16 protein-coding genes are annotated in these 16,860 nt (G+C 46.4%); all 16 read left to right on the top strand.

Annotation, left to right across the window (positions count from 1 at the left end; all coding sequences use genetic code 11):
• The first annotated feature begins 317 nt into the window (after window positions 1-317).
• The 16 genes from panB (at window position 318) to AMS66_RS10410 (ending at window position 16,841) form a co-directional block, all read left to right on the top strand.
• Window positions 318-1,193, top strand: a complete 876-nt coding sequence (gene panB / locus AMS66_RS10335; protein WP_053780713.1) for a 3-methyl-2-oxobutanoate hydroxymethyltransferase — start codon at window positions 318-320, stop codon at window positions 1,191-1,193.
• Window positions 1,190-2,086 carry a pantoate--beta-alanine ligase gene (gene panC, locus AMS66_RS10340; RefSeq protein ID WP_053780714.1) on the top strand — a complete coding sequence of 299 codons (897 nt, stop codon included), beginning with the start codon at window positions 1,190-1,192 and terminating at the stop codon, window positions 2,084-2,086. Before panB ends, panC begins: the two co-directional genes overlap by 4 nt.
• Window positions 2,079-2,462: an aspartate 1-decarboxylase gene (gene panD, locus AMS66_RS10345; RefSeq protein ID WP_024630626.1), complete on the top strand. Its 384-nt coding sequence runs from the start codon at window positions 2,079-2,081 to the stop codon at window positions 2,460-2,462. The genes panC and panD overlap by 8 nt, the downstream gene beginning before the upstream one ends.
• 117 nt (window positions 2,463-2,579) lie before the next feature.
• On the top strand, window positions 2,580-3,203 hold the full coding sequence (locus tag AMS66_RS10350; protein ID WP_236703324.1) for a tetratricopeptide repeat protein: 624 nt from the start codon (window positions 2,580-2,582) through the stop codon (window positions 3,201-3,203).
• A gap of 143 nt (window positions 3,204-3,346) precedes the next feature.
• The gene (gene dinG / locus AMS66_RS10355) at window positions 3,347-6,208 is read left to right on the top strand and encodes an ATP-dependent DNA helicase DinG (RefSeq protein WP_053780716.1); all 2,862 of its coding nucleotides are present in this window, start codon (window positions 3,347-3,349) and stop codon (window positions 6,206-6,208) included.
• 236 nt (window positions 6,209-6,444) lie between these two features.
• On the top strand, window positions 6,445-7,098 hold the full coding sequence (locus AMS66_RS10360) for a redox-sensing transcriptional repressor Rex (protein ID WP_053780717.1): 654 nt from the start codon (window positions 6,445-6,447) through the stop codon (window positions 7,096-7,098).
• The gene (locus AMS66_RS10365; protein ID WP_053780718.1) at window positions 7,085-8,389 is read left to right on the top strand and encodes an amidohydrolase; all 1,305 of its coding nucleotides are present in this window, start codon (window positions 7,085-7,087) and stop codon (window positions 8,387-8,389) included. Before AMS66_RS10360 ends, AMS66_RS10365 begins: the two co-directional genes overlap by 14 nt.
• A gap of 41 nt (window positions 8,390-8,430) precedes the next feature.
• A complete protein-coding gene (locus AMS66_RS10370; RefSeq protein ID WP_053780719.1) occupies window positions 8,431-8,961 on the top strand; it encodes a cell wall elongation regulator TseB-like domain-containing protein in 531 nt (176 codons plus the stop codon).
• A gap of 303 nt (window positions 8,962-9,264) precedes the next feature.
• Entirely contained in the window at window positions 9,265-9,792 is a 528-nt protein-coding gene (locus tag AMS66_RS10375; protein WP_053780720.1) for a hypothetical protein, read from the top strand.
• The gene (locus tag AMS66_RS10380; protein ID WP_053780721.1) at window positions 9,785-11,287 is read left to right on the top strand and encodes an AAA family ATPase; all 1,503 of its coding nucleotides are present in this window, start codon (window positions 9,785-9,787) and stop codon (window positions 11,285-11,287) included. The genes AMS66_RS10375 and AMS66_RS10380 overlap by 8 nt, the downstream gene beginning before the upstream one ends.
• 133 nt (window positions 11,288-11,420) lie before the next feature.
• Window positions 11,421-12,293, top strand: a complete 873-nt coding sequence (locus AMS66_RS10385; RefSeq protein ID WP_024630618.1) for a 3-hydroxyacyl-CoA dehydrogenase family protein — start codon at window positions 11,421-11,423, stop codon at window positions 12,291-12,293.
• Window positions 12,290-13,495: an acetate/propionate family kinase gene (locus AMS66_RS10390; RefSeq protein ID WP_053780722.1), complete on the top strand. Its 1,206-nt coding sequence runs from the start codon at window positions 12,290-12,292 to the stop codon at window positions 13,493-13,495. Before AMS66_RS10385 ends, AMS66_RS10390 begins: the two co-directional genes overlap by 4 nt.
• A gap of 102 nt (window positions 13,496-13,597) precedes the next feature.
• Window positions 13,598-14,893: an asparagine--tRNA ligase gene (asnS, locus tag AMS66_RS10395; RefSeq protein ID WP_053780723.1), complete on the top strand. Its 1,296-nt coding sequence runs from the start codon at window positions 13,598-13,600 to the stop codon at window positions 14,891-14,893.
• The gene (locus AMS66_RS10400) at window positions 14,893-15,615 is read left to right on the top strand and encodes a DnaD domain-containing protein (RefSeq protein WP_236703325.1); all 723 of its coding nucleotides are present in this window, start codon (window positions 14,893-14,895) and stop codon (window positions 15,613-15,615) included. Before asnS ends, AMS66_RS10400 begins: the two co-directional genes overlap by 1 nt.
• Before the next feature lie 139 nt (window positions 15,616-15,754).
• Window positions 15,755-16,399, top strand: a complete 645-nt coding sequence (locus AMS66_RS10405; RefSeq protein ID WP_082350658.1) for an RNA polymerase sigma factor — start codon at window positions 15,755-15,757, stop codon at window positions 16,397-16,399.
• Window positions 16,389-16,841 (top strand): hypothetical protein, encoded by a 453-nt coding sequence (locus tag AMS66_RS10410; protein WP_144424467.1) that lies wholly within the window; start codon window positions 16,389-16,391, stop codon window positions 16,839-16,841. Before AMS66_RS10405 ends, AMS66_RS10410 begins: the two co-directional genes overlap by 11 nt.
• Window positions 16,842-16,860: the final 19 nt, after the last annotated feature.

The raw sequence follows: 16,860 nt of genomic DNA on the forward strand, positions 1-16,860 counted from the left end.
TTACACCGATAAAATGAACATAAGACGTGAACTTTGGGCAGAACTTTGGTATACTGTGTTCGTGAGGCGGTATCGGCTATTACAGACCGAATTGCACTCCGGCAATAGTATGCTTTGTTCTGCTTCAATTTTGTTGCAGTGGCAAGGCAAGAATGGTAATAAAGTGAGTTGTTGGATTCTGCTCTGAGCCGAAGAGGACCGAGACAGAAGGGACGATCGCAAGTGACTCTTTTTTGACTTTTCGGGACTTTTTAGTGGAAACTAAAAGGTTTTTTTGTTGCGTTTAAATTGAAAAGATGAGAGGAGCCATGACGAAAATGGCAAACAAACAAGCATTGAATATTGTGAAAATGAAAAAATATAAGCAGGACGGCGTGCCGCTTAGTATGATTACAGCCTACGATTATCCGACAGCCCAATTGGCCGAGGAAGCAGGTATTGATCTGATTCTGGTCGGTGATTCACTGGGAAATGTGGTACTGGGTTATAACTCCACTTTGCCTGTAACGATCGACGATATGGTGTACCATACACGCTCTGTAGTGCGTGGTGCGGGAAATACGTTTATCGTTGCTGATATGCCCTTTATGACATACCATGGCAGCGTGGACGAGACACTTAAAGGTGTCCGGCGTCTGATGCAAGAAGGTCACGCACATGCGGTCAAAATGGAGGGTGGTCTCGAAATCGCAGATACGGTAAAAGCGGTTGTGCTAGCCGGTGTACCTGTTCTCGGACATATCGGGCTGACTCCTCAATCCGTGAATCAAATTGGCGGTTATCGCATTCAGGGCAAGAATGCTGCAGATGCCAGACGTCTGATGGACGAAGCCAAGGCGCTTGAAGCGGCCGGAGCCTTCGGCATTGTACTGGAACTTGTCACTGAAGAAGTGGCAAGAGCGATCTCGGAAGAACTGTCTATTCCTACGATTGGTATTGGCGCAGGTAGAGGATGTGATGGTCAGGTACTTGTATTCCATGATGTGGTTCAGTATGCTTCCCCGTACACGCCAAAACGCTTTGTAAAATCTTATGGAGATGTAGGTACATTGATTCGCAATAGCATTGAGTCCTATGTGAAAGAAGTCAAGAACCGTTCATTTCCGGCAGAAGAGCATGTATTTACCGCTGCTGACGGCGTTCTAGATCAACTGTACGGACATCAGAAAGCAAAGGTGGAGACCAACGCATGAAAGTAATACGGACAATCGCAGAATTAAGACAAGAAATTAGCTTGAAACGTCAGTCGATTCAGTCCAGAGAGTCCGTTGTAGGACTTGTGCCTACGATGGGATTTCTTCATGAAGGCCATGCAAGTTTGATGCATGCAGCCAAACAAAAAAGTGATATCGTAGTTTTGAGCATATTTGTAAATCCGATTCAATTCGGTCCCAATGAAGACTTTGACAGTTACCCTAGGGATGAAGCCAGAGATGTGGAAACAGCACGTGCAAAAGGAGTGGATATCGTATTTATTCCCTCTGTTGAAGAGATGTATCCACAGCCTACACAAACGACCGTATCCGTTTCCCGTTTAACGGATCGATTGTGCGGCGCTTCCCGTCCGGGGCATTTTGACGGAGTAACTACGGTCGTCTCGAAGCTGTTTAATATTGTACAACCGCAACGTGCATTTTTTGGTATGAAGGACGCACAGCAGGTAGCTGTGATTCAGCAGATGGTTAACGATTTGAATATGGCAGTAGAGATTGTACCTTGTCCTATCGTCCGTGAAAGCGATGGTTTGGCGCTTAGTTCGCGCAACGTGTACCTCAGTGCAGAACAGCGTCAGGAAGCGCTTGTATTGTCCAAGGCACTGCGTGTGGCACAGGAAGCTGTAGATGCAGGGACGGCGCTGACAGCAGCGGATATTCGCGGCATATTGCGCCAGAACATTGAGCGTTCACCAATGGCAATGATTGATTACGCCGAAATTCAGGCTTTTCCAAGTTTGGAGCCACTTGCGGATCAGGAAAAAGTTCATGGTCGTGACGATCTGTTGATCGCACTTGCAGTAAAATTCGGCAAAACCAGATTGATTGACAATATAAGACTGCAAAAATCGGAGGTGCTGTCCCATGTTTAGAACACTAATGAAATCCAAAATTCACCGGGCAACCGTTACGGAAGCAAACCTGAACTATGTGGGTAGCATTACCATTGATGAAGATCTGATGGAAACTTCTGATCTGATGGAAAATGAGAAAGTGCAAATCGTGAATAACAACAATGGCGCGCGTCTGGAAACGTATGTCATTCCGGGTCCGCGTGGAAGTGGAGTTATCTGTCTAAATGGAGCAGCAGCCCGTCTGGTACAGCCTGGCGATACTGTCATTATCATTTCATATGCGATGATGTCTCAAGAAGAGGCAAATAATCACAAGCCTACGGTTGTATTTGTGGATGGACAGAATAAACCTGTGCAAACAATGAAACACGAAGTTCATGCGACGATTATGTAATCGACTGGGAAGGGGAATGAAATCGACCCATTCTACAAAAAATGAGTACAGGTCACTGCACTAATCCATTTTTTCAAGGGTGGGGATGCATCGATGTTCCAGCATGTTTTCGCAGAAATGAACGACATGTTAGATGAAATTATCAAGCGCTACCCTTCTGCTGAAGGTCTAAACAAACAGGAATTGCTGCAAAAGTGGAATTTGCTGAAGCGAATGAGTGACGGGATGATTGATGAGTGGCTGATGTTTGAAGAAAAAATGAGCCAGGTAAGAGAAAGGGAACAGGATAAGCCTGCTTCCCTCGAACCTGAACAGGAAGCTGTTACCGCACTGCCTGAACTGCATCTGGAGTGTTTCAGTCGCGGTCAGGGATATTTCAAACTGCAAATGTACCCGCAGGCTATTATGCAATTTTCCAGGGTTGTGACCGACTATCCGGAAAGTGCATTGACTCGTTTTTACCTTGCTCTTGCTCATCTTAACCTGGAACAAACCGCGGAAGCTGGAATACACTTGCAGCGGATTATGCATCTGAACGGTTCGCCGAGATTGAAGGGGCTGGTATGTAACGTCCTGGGCTGTATCGAGGCTAAGCTTGCGAACCCTGATGGTGCATGTTCACTATTTGCACAGGCGCTTCAGTATGACCCGACGTTGACCGAACCGCTGTATAATATGGAAGCCTGTCGATTAAACAGCGGAAAATTGCAATATGCAAATCAGCTGACTGCCTTGAATTAAAGGCTATTCAGCGGCATAAAGACGGTGTTCCCTCCTTTGGCATAGCGGCGGGGACACCGCCTTTTTTTGTCAGTTAATTTTCAAACGCCCTTTTTTTTGCTATGCTGTAACATAGACTGGAATGGAAGGGACCGTACATTGCAATGAAATTTGCCGTATTGGATTTCGAAACAACCGGCACGCAGTCCGACGGTGAAATTATACAGGCCGGACTCGCCATCATAGATCATGACTACAGCATAACTCAAATATATAGTTCTTATGTGAACCCCGGTGTACCGATTCCTCCGTTTATTACGGGGTTAACCGGTATTACTGATGAAGATGTTGCGGATGCTCCCTCATTGGAAGAGATGATGATGGAGATGGTTCCGTTGCTCGACGATGTTGTTCTTGTTGGACACAACGTTGCATTTGATTTTCATTTTCTTCAAAATGCACTCGATCGCTGCGGTTACCTACCGTTTACTGGCCGTATTCTGGATACGATTGATTTCCTGAAGATCACGTTTCCGTCACTGGGCTCTTATCAACTCGGATATGTGTCTTCAGAATTCGGATTTCAGCATGACCGCCCTCATCAGGCAGACAGTGATGCTCTTGCAACAGCCTTTGTATTACTGAAGTGTCTCAATGAGCTGCGTGCATTGCCGCTGATCACGATTCAGCGCCTCAGTGACCTGTTTGCTCCTGAAGATAGTGACTTGGGTTGGTTCTTCGACGGAATGCGTACTGAGAAGGAAGCAGAGCCGATTCAGGACCTGGATGGTCATACGTATTACCGTCAGCTCGCCCTGAACGTGAGTGACTGGACCGATATAGGCTCACCACGTGATGAGCGGGAGGGTAACCCGCTGGAAGGCGTAAGTTTTGAACAGTTTATGGATCAGGTTAGAGATAACCTGAAGGAGACGCTGGACCATTATGAGGAACGTGAGGCGCAAACTCAAATGTTCAGCAGTGTACGACAAGCTTTGGATGAAGAGAAACATTTATTGATCGAAGCTGGAACGGGTACAGGTAAATCACTCGGTTATTTATTGCCTGCCATCTATGAAAGTGTGAAACAGGAACAGAAAGTCATGGTCAGCACACATACCATCAACCTGCAGGAGCAATTGAGAGAGCGGGATATTCCTATGCTGACCCAAGTGGTTCCATTCCCGTTCAAGGCAGCGGTGTTCAAAGGACGTGGGCACTATCTGTGCCTGCGTAAGTTTGAGCATAAAATTAATAAACGTGAATTTTCTACACCAAAAGAGGATTATTTTACAGCAGCTCAGATGATTGTCTGGCTTACCCAGACAGAGACTGGAGACGACGAGGAGCTTAATCTAAGCGGGCGCGGAGGAGACTTCTGGGAGACGGTACAGAGCGAGTCTGAGTCCTGTCTTGGACGTTCCTGTCCTTGGTTCCGCAAATGTTTCTATCACCGGGCCAAACATGAAGCCGGGCTGTCCGATATCGTCATTACGAATCATTCGAAATTGTTTACGGATGTCAAAGCAGCACACCAGCTGCTGCCAGCCTACGAAAGTCTCGTGATTGATGAAGCACATCATCTGGAGGATGTTGCAGGTAAGCACCTTGGTCTTCATATGAAATATTTCACGTTGGTTCATACACTGACCCGACTGTTTAAAGATAGCCGTAATGGCCAACTGCCGATGCTTCGTTCTCAATTGTCGGGTCATGAAAATTCGGTACAGTGGGGCTCCATGATTGATCAGATGTTCCCGCTTGCCGTTGAAGTTAAAGAGATATGGGATCGACTGAGCGATACATTGTTCGGCCTGTTGCCTGAACGTAGCGATGCTTCTCCAGGCGAGACAGGACAATTCTCTCTTAGACTGAAGCCTTCGCAAAAACCAGCCAAATGGCAGGAACTGCAGGATGTTGAAAACCAAATCTATGTAACCCTAGGCGATTTGATTCGTAAAGGCGACAAGCTGCTGCTTGAAGTGAAAGAAGATCAGGATGATTATCAGTCCGATAGTCTGATTACGGATATCTCAGGTCTGCTCAAGGATTTGGCAACGATCAAAGATAATTTACGTTTCTTCATGCGGATGGATGATGCCAATACCGTGTACTGGATGGAGGCTAGCGGGCAGTTCCGCAGTAAATCACTGCAACTGTATGCTGTTCCTGTTGATGTCAGTGCACAATTGAAGGATATGTTCTTTGATAAAAAGAAAAGCATTGTGCTTACATCGGCTACGCTCTCCGTAGACAAGTCATTTCAATTCATGATCGAACAGCTGGGTTTGCAGGAAGCTGCCGAGAATAACCGCTTGTTGACGTCCATGCTGCCGTCACCTTTCAACTATCGCGAACAGGCTCTGCTCGTCATTCCACGTGATTTCCCAAGCGTAAAAGGCAGTGTAGGCGATGCCCACTTTGTGGATATGCTTGTGCATTCGCTCGCGGAAACGGCTATCGCGACTCGTGGACGCATGATGGTATTGTTCACCTCCTACCGTATGCTACGCCAGGTCTATGACCCGCTTAAGGAGGCCTTGTCAGGTAATGATATCTCTTTGCTAGGGCAAGGGGTGGACAGCGGCAGCCGTTCCAAGCTTACACGCCGCTTCCAAGATGCGAAAGCGACGGTGCTTCTTGGCACAAGCAGCTTCTGGGAAGGGGTGGACATTCCCGGAGAGGCTCTGACTTGTCTTGCAATTGTCAGACTGCCGTTCCAGCCACCGAATCATCCATTAGTTGAAGCGAAGAGCGAGCTTTTGCAACAGCAGAAGAAAAACCCGTTTATGAAGCTGTCCGTGCCACAAGCCGTCATCCGCTTCAAGCAGGGATTTGGCAGGCTGGTTCGTACAGGCAAAGACAGAGGCATTGTGATTGTATACGATACACGCGTCATTGAAGCGTATTATGGCAAGTACTTTTTATATTCATTACCTGGTCCCAAAATGGAGCATATGCTCACGGAGCAGATGGTTCCACGCATCTCGGAATGGCTCGACAGACCAACCGATGAACAGCAATAACAGATATGCTCTGTACCTTGCAATTGCATGATGCTACTAATTGGCGGTAAAATTGAGCAATATCATTCATTCGTTTCATGGATATACGAGTAAAGTGATTAAAGAAGTGATTTAAGCAATTATCCATTATATAACAAGGAGCATCCTGTTTAATTCAGTAATCTTTTTGCATCGTTTTAGACAGGGTGCTCATCTTTTCATCTATCTATCGTGGCCTTGGTAAGGGGGAGCAATGAATGAAATCAGATAAAATTTCGGAAGCCGTGGTGCGTAGATTGCCTGTTTACTTGCGTTATTTGAATGAACTGCATCAGCGCGAAGTCAATACGGTTTCTTCACAAGAACTTGGGTTGAGACTGGATTTGAATCCGGCCCAGATTCGTAAAGACCTGGCTTACTTCGGTGACTTTGGTCGTAAAGGGATCGGATATGACGTTTCATATCTCATCGAGAAGATCCGCCATATTTTAAAAATAGACCAGCAGATCAATGTAGCTCTTGTCGGAGCAGGTAATTTGGGACATGCCTTATCCAATTACAATGCCTACCTCAAAGACAACATGAAGATTGTCGCTGTATTTGATGCCTACGGTCCGAAAATTGGAAGTCAAATCAATAGTCTGACGGTGCAACCGATGAATGAATTAACGGATTCGGTCAAAAAGGATAACATTCGTATAGGTATTATCACGGTTCCAGATACGGAAGCCCAAAATGTTGCGGATCAGCTGATTGAGTCAGGAATTGAAGCGATTCTTAACTTTGCGCCAACGATCCTGAAGACCCCGCCACATATTCGCATTCATCATGCCGATTTTACGACGGATCTGCTTAGCCTTGCTTATTATTTGGAGAATGGAAAGGACGACGAGGAAGATGACGACAAATAGATGGGTAATTCACAACGGCAAATTTGCCGTGAGTGAGGGCACGAATTGGAAAGTGGTCCAAGGCTTTATGGTTGTCGAGAATGACAAGATTGTGCATATTGGTGAGACTTTGCCGGAAGGAGACGAAAGTCTGACAAAGGTGGACGGAAAAGGACTGTTCTTCTTGCCGGGTCTGATCAATACGCATGGTCACGCGGCCATGTCGCTTCTGAGAGGCCATGGAGATGATTTGGCGTTACAAGTATGGTTGCAGGAGAAAATGTGGCCAATGGAAGCCAAAATGACGTCTGAAGACGTATATTGGGGCACATCACTTTCCGTGCTTGAAATGTTGAAAGGCGGAACAACAGCGTTTCTGGATATGTATGATCATATGGATCAGGTGGCAAAAGTGGTGGAACAATCCGGCGTTCGGGCTGCTCTGGCACGTGGGGTAATCGGACTTTGCTCAGCAGAAGAACAACAGCGCAAGCTGGAAGAATCAGCAGCATTTGCCCGTCAATGGAATGGACAAGCAGACGGAAGAATTACAACCGTAATTTCTCCACACGCACCTTACACTTGCCCTCCGGATTACATAGAGAAGCTGGTACAGGTTGCTCATGACCTGAATCTGCCTTTGCATACACATATGTCTGAGACGCTTCGCGAAGTGGAACAGAACGTGGCTGATTACGGTCTGCGTCCAGTTGCACATCTGGAAAAACTAGGATTTTTCTCCCGTCCATCTCTGGTTGCACATGCGGTACATCTAAATGATGAGGAGATTGAAATTCTCGCACGACATGATGTAGCAATTTCCCACAATCCGGGCAGTAACCTGAAACTGGCTTCGGGTGTTGCACGAGTGCCTGATTTGCTGAAAGCAGGCGTGACCGTGTCCCTGGGAACAGACGGACCAGCAAGTAACAATAACCTCGATATGTTTGAAGAGATGAGATTGGCTGCGTTGATTCACAAAGGTGTGTCTGGTGACCCTACCGCAGTGCCAGCAGGGGAAGCACTTCTGCTAGGAACTTCGTATGGCGCCAAATCCATATTCCTGAACAATACAGGCGCTTTGCAAGCAGGTATGAAGGCTGACTTCATTGCGTTGAATATCGAACAAGCCCATTTCTATCCGCATACGGATCTGATCTCCCATACGGTCTACTCGGCATCAGCCAAAGATGTGGAGCATGTGTGGGTGGATGGTAAACAAGTGGTTAAACATGGCGAATGTCTTACGATGGATGAAGAGCGGATTCTGCGTGAGTCTCAACTGGCATTTGACAGTCTGCTTGCCCGTTAATTACAAGGACAGCAGCGTCATAGGGAAAGGAAGTTCGGCTTTTGAAGAAAAAAAAGAAGTGGATATGGATTTCGCTACTGCTCCTGGTTCTGATTCTGTTTGGACTTCAGCGTTATTATGTCTATGTTACCCAGGATCAGCGCAAGGAAGAGGCGTTGGCCATACAGGCAGCCCAGGAACAGCTGGGTATTACGTCACACGAAGACCTGCGTAAGTATGTCTGGGGGCAAAAAGACGGCGGAGACAACATATACTGGACCCTGATCGGCAAAGATAAGGATAACCAGGATGTCATGGTGTGGATCAAGTTCGATGAGAATAACAAGCCTGTGACGGGGACCAATGCGGTGCACGGTGAACTGTTGAAGAACGGCATGTCTGAAGCTCAGATTCGAAATCGGTTCAGCTCAGAAGTTCCAGGCGGAGAGATCAAGCGAATCATGCCAGGCGTTGTGAATGGGATCTATGTATGGCAAGTGTATTATAACGATGATACTCACAACTATTATCGGTTTTACCGCTTTAGTAACGGGGAACAGGTAGATTTGGTCTATACGATCCCGAATAGCTAAAATTAGCAGACGTACTATTGTTTGAAAAGAATACGTCAAAGAACCGGCAGACGGAAACCCGACTGGACCGGTTCTTTGACGTGTTTTCTTGATCATTTTGGATTTGAATAGTTAAAATTAATAATTTATTCATATTTTCGCCTTAGATATTGTATATACGATGTGATATACTCAGATATGTATTCAAGGATACATCATACGCAAATAAATCCTGTTAGACACATTACAGGACTTTACGTACACATATTCATATTCTTGCCTACAAGCTATAGAATGGGCCAAAATTTAGGAGGGGTAACTCACTTGAAGATAAAAGTATTGCCTATTGCTCTAACTGCCGTCATTTCAGCCGTTGTGTTGTTTGGAGGTTGGTTTGTATATCGTCATGTGGCTGTGCAAAGCCCAATTGAAAAGATGGTTACCCAGTATGTTGGAGTCAATGATGTACAATTAACTATTAACCGCAATGATGTACAGTTGAAACTCGATCTGCAGCCGGATGTTGATCTGGGCAGGTTGGTACAATATATTCACAAAGAAGGACAAACCTTGATTGGCACGCGTTCGTTGAAACTGGATGTCGTGGATCATTCCAACGAAGCGCTGGAGAGCTGGTGGGGTAGCGCCATGTTTACCGTAGCTCAGGCTATGGAGAACAAGCAATACACCGAGATTACACCGACCTTGTCTAAAATGGCTACGAATGGGATTAAGGTAAATACAGCCATGGATGACAATAATGTTTATGTCAGTCTCAGAGATGGAGATGCCAGCAAGTTTATTATTCTGCCGCGTGTGTCCGGTCAGATAGGAGTGTGGCCTAATGCCTAAATGGACGAAAGAAATTGCCATTGGATTTGTACCCATATTGATTATCTTTCTTGCTTTTATCGGTGTAAATATGATTCCCATTCTGATCGCTGCAATGCTTGTGGGAGCTCTGCTGCTCATGATGCAAATGCGTGGTGGAATTACCGTGGGAGCAGGTCAGGAACGCAAACGCAAGAAAAAAGGACCTTCTAAGCTGACTTTTGAAGAAATCGGCGGTCAGGAAAGTGCGAAGCAGGAACTGCGGGAAGCGCTTGATTTTCTCATTCGACATGAGGAAATTCAGAAGTTTGGTATTCGTCCTTTGAAAGGAATCCTGCTCACTGGCCCTCCAGGAACAGGTAAAACCTTGATGGCCAAAGCTGCTGCTCATTATACCGACTCTGTTTTTGTAGCTGCTTCAGGCAGTGAGTTTGTTGAGATGTATGTTGGTGTAGGTGCAGGAAGAATACGGGATTTGTTCCGTGATGCAAGAACGCGTGCTGCTAAAGAAAATAAGGAAAATGCCATTATATTTATTGATGAAATTGATGTGATCGGTGGAAAACGTGAAGGTGGACAACAGCGTGAATATGATCAGACGCTGAATCAGCTGTTGACGGAAATGGATGGCATATACTCTTCCGATACACCGCGCATACTCGTGATCGCCGCTACGAACCGAAAAGAAATGCTGGACAGCGCGCTGACGCGTCCAGGACGTTTTGACCGTCATATTCAGGTAGACTTGCCTGATAAGAAAGGCAGAAAACACATACTGGAGCTGCATGCAGTCAATAAGCCTCTTTTGGAAGGGGTAAGCCTCGAGAAGACAGCGGAAGAATCCTATGGTTTCTCTGGAGCGCAGCTGGAAAGTGTGATGAACGAAGCTGCAATTTACGCGATGAGAGACGGACTGTTCAACATTGAACAGCGTCATCTGTCTCTTGCGATTGATAAAGTAATGATGGGTGAGAAGACGGACCGCGAATCCAGCGTGGAAGAGAAGAAAAGAGTGGCTATTCATGAATTGGGACATGCCATTATGGCTGAACTGGTTCGTCCTGGGAGTGTAAGTCAGGTCGCTCTTAGCCCTCGTGGACAGGCTCTGGGATATGTACGTCATAACCCGCAACAAGAACAATTTTTGTACACAAAGCGTTTCCTAGAAGAGCAGATCATGATTGCCCTCGGTGGTGCGGCAGCGGAGGAAATGTATTACGGTGGACGCAGTACAGGATCACGTAATGACTTTGAACAAGCAACGAATGTGGTACAGACGATGATGGCTTCTGGGCTCACGACGTTGGGTATTGTTAACATGGATATGGTCACGACGGAAGAATTGATGCGGGAGAACAAATTAATCTTGCAAGATCTGATGGAACAGACCAAACGATTGCTTGAAGAACAGCGGACAATTTTCGACAATTCCCTCGACATGCTGCTCAGGGAAGAAGTGTTGTCTGGCGATCAATTTCGTTGTCAATTTCGTGACAGCGCCCTTCTACCGGCATAATTTATTTATGTCGGTTATTTTTTTTTACATTTCACTCGTGCTAAGATATTATTATATGTTGGGTCGAAATTTGTAATTTTCGGCGAACAGGGTACAATAGAGAAATAGAGAACCGAAAGGATGGAGCAGAACCATGTTTTTCAAAAAGATAGGAGTTGTCGGCGGCGGCACGATGGGACAAGGTATTTCCCAGATGCTTGCAGCCAAAGGACTTGATGTGCTTCTGGTGGAACACACAACGGAGAAGCTGGATCATGCATATAACATGATTGAGACCAATCTCGATAAACAACTGGAGAAATGGGCTATTACGAAGGCGGAGAAGAAATTGATTCTCTCCCGTATTACCAAAGTCGCTCATTTGGCTGAACTCGGATCTTGCGATATGGTTATTGAGACCATTTCCGAAGATCTGGACGCGAAAAAAGCAGTATTTAGTCAACTCGATCAGGTTTGCCCAAGCAACGTTATTCTTGCAAGTAATACATCCACGCTGAGTTTGACTGAGCTTGCAAGCTCGACCAAATTCCCAGAGCGTGTTATTGGTATGCACTTTATTCACCCGGTTTCCCGGGTTGATCTTGTAGAGATTATTCGTGGTCTGAAAACATCAGATTCCACATTTGAAGAAACTAGACGTTTTGTGGAAGAAGTAGCAGACAAAAAAGGCGTTATGATCTATGAATCGCCTGGATTTGTTACGTCCAGACTGATCTGTCTCTTAATCAACGAAGCGCTGCATGTATTGCAGGAAGGTGTCGCTTCCGCTGAAGATATTGATGACGCTATGCGTATCGGATACAACTTCCAGCACGGACCGCTTGAGATGGCAGACCGTTTCGGATTGGATTCGGTAGAAGCTGCACTCGAAAGAATGTTCCGTGAATTCGGTGAGTTGAAATACCGTCCTTCCACAGTCCTGAAAAAAATGGTGCGTGCAGGACATCTGGGTGTTAAAACAGGCGAAGGATTCTTCAAGTACGACAAGGATGGTGACCGGCTGTGAAAGTACTCGTAATTAATGCGGGGAGTTCCTCGCTCAAATATCAATTGTATAATATGACGGATGAATCCGTACTGGCGAAAGGTCTGGTAGAGCGAATCGGAATGGATTCTTCCATTCTGACTCATAAACCTGCAGGCCGTGAGGACGTTACGGAAGTTAGCGAAATTTTGGAACACACGACAGCGATTCGTAAAGTCATTGACATTCTGACAGACAAAGAAAACGGTGTGCTCAGTTCCGTTGATGAAATTCAGGCTGTTGGACATCGTGTGGTTCACGGTGGTGAAGCATTTAAGGAATCGGCATTGGTTGATAGTGCTTCCAAAGCAGAAATCCGCCGTCTGTTCGATCTGGCTCCACTGCATAACCCTGCAGCAATGATGGGTATTCGTGCGGCTGAATCCAATATGCCGGGGGTACCACAGGTGATGGTCTTTGATACGGCTTTCCATCAAACGATGCCGGAAAAAGCATATCTGTATGCCATTCCACGTGTGCTTTACAAAAAGTATAAGGTGCGTCGTTATGGAGCACATGGTACTTCCCATGATTACGTAAGCAAAGCGGCAGCTGAATACCTGGATCGTCCATTGGAAGATATGAAGATCATCACATGCCACGTCGGAAATGGTGGTAGCGTAACTGCTGTGCAGGGCGGTGTATCCGTAGATACTTCCATGGGGATGACTCCACTCGAAGGACTAATGATGGGAACACGTAGTGGTGACCTTGATCCGGCAATTGTACCTTATGTGATGAACAAGGAAGAACTGAGCGTGAGCGAAGTAAACTCCATGTTGAACAAACATAGCGGACTTCTTGCAATTTCCGGCATCAGCAGCGACATGCGTGAAATCACGGAAGGTATGGAGGCTGGCGATGCCAACTCCACGCTTGCATTCGAGATGTACGAATACCGTTTGCGCAAATACATCGGTTCTTATGCAGCAGCTATGAACGGTGTAGACGTGATTGTATTTACGGCTGGTGTAGGTGAAAACTCCGTTGTTCTTCGACAAAAAGTATGTGAGCAGCTCACGTACCTGGGTGTTGAACTGGATGAAGCGCTGAATGCGATTCGCTCTGGAGAACCACGCCGTATCACAACAGCGAATTCCAAAGTGGACGTTCTCGTAGTTCCTACGAACGAAGAATTGGTGATTGCAAGAGATACACACCGAATCGTATTGAATTCTCTGTAATCTAATTGTAAAGTGAATATAGCATGACAAGGAAGTGCAGGGGACAGGCATATGCCTGCCCGCTGCATTTTCAAATTCAGGATTCCAAGGAGAGATATGGGCATGAGTACGGATTGTGTAATTCGTAATGTGAGTGAGCATGTGGGCGAGACTGTTAAAATCGGCGCCTGGATTAACAACAAACGTTCCAGCGGCAAAATTCAATTTTTACAACTGCGTGATGGAACCGGATATATTCAAGGGGTAGTGGTTAAGAGTGAAGTCAGCGAAGATATCTGGAATGCTGCCAAGAGCTTGACTCAAGAAAGTTCATTGTATGTAACAGGTATTATCCGCGAAGAACCACGCAGTGCGTCTGGTTATGAGATGACGGTTACTGGCGTGGAAATTATCCATCTGACTGAAAATTATCCAATCACTCCGAAAGAGCATGGAGTAGACTTCCTGATGGATCATCGCCATCTGTGGCTGCGTTCGACGAAACAACGCGCTATTATGGTCATTCGTGCGGAGATCATCCGTGCTGTTCAGCAGTTCTTTGATGGTAACGGATTCACACAGGTTGATCCTCCAATTCTTACACCTTCATCTGCTGAAGGTACGACGAATTTGTTCCATATCAAATACTTTGATGAAGATGCTTACCTGACACAAAGTGGACAGTTGTATATGGAAGCTGCAGCGATGGCGCTGGGCAAAGTATACTCCTTCGGTCCTACGTTCCGTGCCGAGAAATCCAAAACACGTCGTCACTTGATCGAGTTCTGGATGATTGAGCCGGAGATGGCGTTTGTGGATCACGAGGAAAGCCTGCGGGTGCAAGAGAAGTTTATTGCTCACGTGGTTCAAACGGTTCTGAAAAACTGCCGTGCTGAACTGGAATCCATCGGACGTGATGTTTCCAAGCTTGAGAACATTGTTGCTCCATTCCCGCGCATTACGTATGATGAAGCAATTGAGTTCCTGAATGGACAAGGCTTTGATATTCCTTGGGGAGAAGACTTTGGTGCTCCGCATGAAACGGCGATTGCCGAGAAATACGATACACCTGTCTTTATCACACATTATCCGGCTGGAATCAAGGCATTCTACATGAAACCTGATCCAAATCGTCCTGAAGTAGTCCTCTGTGCAGACATGATCGCACCAGAAGGATACGGAGAGATCATTGGTGGTTCCCAGCGTATTGATGATCCCGAACTGATGCAGCAGCGCTTTGATGAGCATCAATTGTCGGAAGAGGCATATCAGTGGTATCTGGACTTGCGTAAATATGGATCGGTTCCTCACTCCGGCTTCGGTCTGGGATTGGAGCGGACGGTAGCATGGATCTGTGGATTGGATCACGTACGTGAGACGATTGCATTCCCACGTATGCTCTATCGTCTGTACCCTTAATGCTTAACCGCGAGTCCATGGAAGAAACCGGCTCCAAAGCCTGGTTGAATGGAGCAGCTTACGGTATGGCATCAGGGACAGCGCAGCTCCCATATGCTTTATTGCGCTATTATCATCAGCTGGGGTTAAGTGACGCAGAGGTGCTTCTGCTGATTCAATTGTTTGGATTCCGGCAAGTCGAATTCAATGAGTTCCCAACGCTTGAAGAGCTTGCTACCCGTATGGGTCTTGCTCCTGAAGGCATCGCCAGAATGCTGCAACGTCTTATGAGAGACGGGTACATTCATATTGACGAGCATCGGGATGAAGAGCGTGACATACAGTATGAACGTTATGATCTGCACGGATTATATGCCAAGCTGGCAGGATGTACAGCAGAGGATATGGCCGTTGCTCGTAAGCAGCAGCTGGACAGTAATGCATTGCGCCCGGATTCGAACAGTGTTCAAAAAGAAGAGGAAGAACGAAACATGTTCTCTATTTTTGAAAAAGAATTTGGCCGCCCGCTTTCCCCGATGGAATGCGAGACTATATCCAGCTGGCTGGATCAGGATCGCTATCAGGAGGAACTTATTCTCATGGCATTGAAGGAAGCGGTGTTTGCTGGTAAAGTCCATTTCCGCTATATAGACCGAATTCTGCTTGAATGGAGCCGTAACCGCGTGAAGAATGTGCAGGACGCCAAGGCATATACGCAGCGGTTTCGTAACGGAGGACGTTAACACCAATGTTAGATTAGGCAACAACTTCATTCAGAATAAATCAGAAACAGGCCGGAATTTATTCTGAGCCTGTTTTTTTAGATTATAGAGATGTTAATTTAGACATGTTAAGTTCCCAGTGGAACTGACTTTTCAGGCAATGTGTAAACTTTTTATAAAAAAAATCAATGAATACGCAGGGGTCAACAAACAAGTTGTCGTCTATTGTAGTGGAGAGGAGGGGAGAGTCATTGATGAAGCGCGCTTAATCGAACAGATCCGCCAAGGCGATACATCCCAGATGCGTTTGTTGATCGAAAAGTACAGCCAGCATGTGTACCATGTGGCCTATTCCGTGTTGCGGAACGATCAGGAAGCACAGGATGCAGCGCAGGAGGCGTTCATTCAAATGGTTAAATCTCTCCCCGATTACCGATCCGAAGGTTTCAAAACGTGGTTAACCCGAATTGCCTTTCACAAAGCAATTGATGCCAAACGCAAGGTGGGCAGACGAAGCGCTGAGGATCTGGGCGGAGAAGAAAAAATAATGAACATGCCCGGTCGTGAAGAAGATGTTCTTGCCCGCCTCGTGCGTGAAGAGCGTCAGGAGAAGTTGCGCGAGCGAATCAAGCAGCTGCCTGCCCAGCACAGGGACATTATTACTGCGTATTACTTAAGCGAAAAAAATTATGAACAGATTGCCCGTGATGCACAGGTGGCAGTAAAAACCGTGGAGTCCCGTCTGTATCGTGCCCGGCAGTGGATTCGAAATCATTGGAAGGAGGATGAGTGGCGTGAGGAATAAAAGGATGTATACCGTCCAGGAATGGACTGATTATATTGAAGGCCGAATGACTGCAGACCAGGCAAGTATGATGGAACAGATGCTTATGGATGTTCCCGAAGCGATGGACAACTATCTCGAAGCACTCGGCATTCATCGGGAGTTGCCACAACTGAAGGACCCGGTAGGCTTCGCCGATTCGGTCATGAATCAAATTACGGAAATGCAATCCTCCAAGCCAAAGCGCAAATCGCGTTCTGGACGAAGACGTCTCTGGCTGGATCACAAAGTGTTTCATTATGCCGTAGCGGCTTGTCTGACGTTAATCTTCCTCTCCTCGGGACTTTTTGACAAGGTAGCGCCTTATCATAAGTTCCAGGACGGCGATCACAGGGGGTCATTTACGGAAAAATGGACGGAAGCAGCCACTTCCTGGCTGGATCACTTCAAGCCTAGACCATAAATTGTTTCGCATTGCCTGA

This window comes from Paenibacillus xylanivorans (assembly GCF_001280595.1).
In the GTDB taxonomy this organism is placed as follows: Bacteria; Bacillota; Bacilli; order Paenibacillales; family Paenibacillaceae; genus Paenibacillus; species Paenibacillus xylanivorans.

What these genes read in the sequence shown, in the direction of transcription:
- panB (WP_053780713.1), top strand. Translation starts at nt 318, where the DNA reads ATGGCAAACAAACAAGCATTGAATATTGTGAAAATGAAAAAATATAAG.
- panC (WP_053780714.1), top strand. Translation starts at nt 1,190, where the DNA reads ATGAAAGTAATACGGACAATCGCAGAATTAAGACAAGAAATTAGCTTG.
- panD (WP_024630626.1), top strand. Translation starts at nt 2,079, where the DNA reads ATGTTTAGAACACTAATGAAATCCAAAATTCACCGGGCAACCGTTACG.
- AMS66_RS10350 (WP_236703324.1), top strand. Translation starts at nt 2,580, where the DNA reads ATGAACGACATGTTAGATGAAATTATCAAGCGCTACCCTTCTGCTGAA.
- dinG (WP_053780716.1), top strand. Translation starts at nt 3,347, where the DNA reads ATGAAATTTGCCGTATTGGATTTCGAAACAACCGGCACGCAGTCCGAC.
- AMS66_RS10360 (WP_053780717.1), top strand. Translation starts at nt 6,445, where the DNA reads ATGAAATCAGATAAAATTTCGGAAGCCGTGGTGCGTAGATTGCCTGTT.
- AMS66_RS10365 (WP_053780718.1), top strand. Translation starts at nt 7,085, where the DNA reads ATGACGACAAATAGATGGGTAATTCACAACGGCAAATTTGCCGTGAGT.
- AMS66_RS10380 (WP_053780721.1), top strand. Translation starts at nt 9,785, where the DNA reads ATGCCTAAATGGACGAAAGAAATTGCCATTGGATTTGTACCCATATTG.
- AMS66_RS10385 (WP_024630618.1), top strand. Translation starts at nt 11,421, where the DNA reads ATGTTTTTCAAAAAGATAGGAGTTGTCGGCGGCGGCACGATGGGACAA.
- asnS (WP_053780723.1), top strand. Translation starts at nt 13,598, where the DNA reads ATGAGTACGGATTGTGTAATTCGTAATGTGAGTGAGCATGTGGGCGAG.
- AMS66_RS10400 (WP_236703325.1), top strand. Translation starts at nt 14,893, where the DNA reads ATGCTTAACCGCGAGTCCATGGAAGAAACCGGCTCCAAAGCCTGGTTG.
- AMS66_RS10405 (WP_082350658.1), top strand. Translation starts at nt 15,755, where the DNA reads ATGTGTAAACTTTTTATAAAAAAAATCAATGAATACGCAGGGGTCAAC.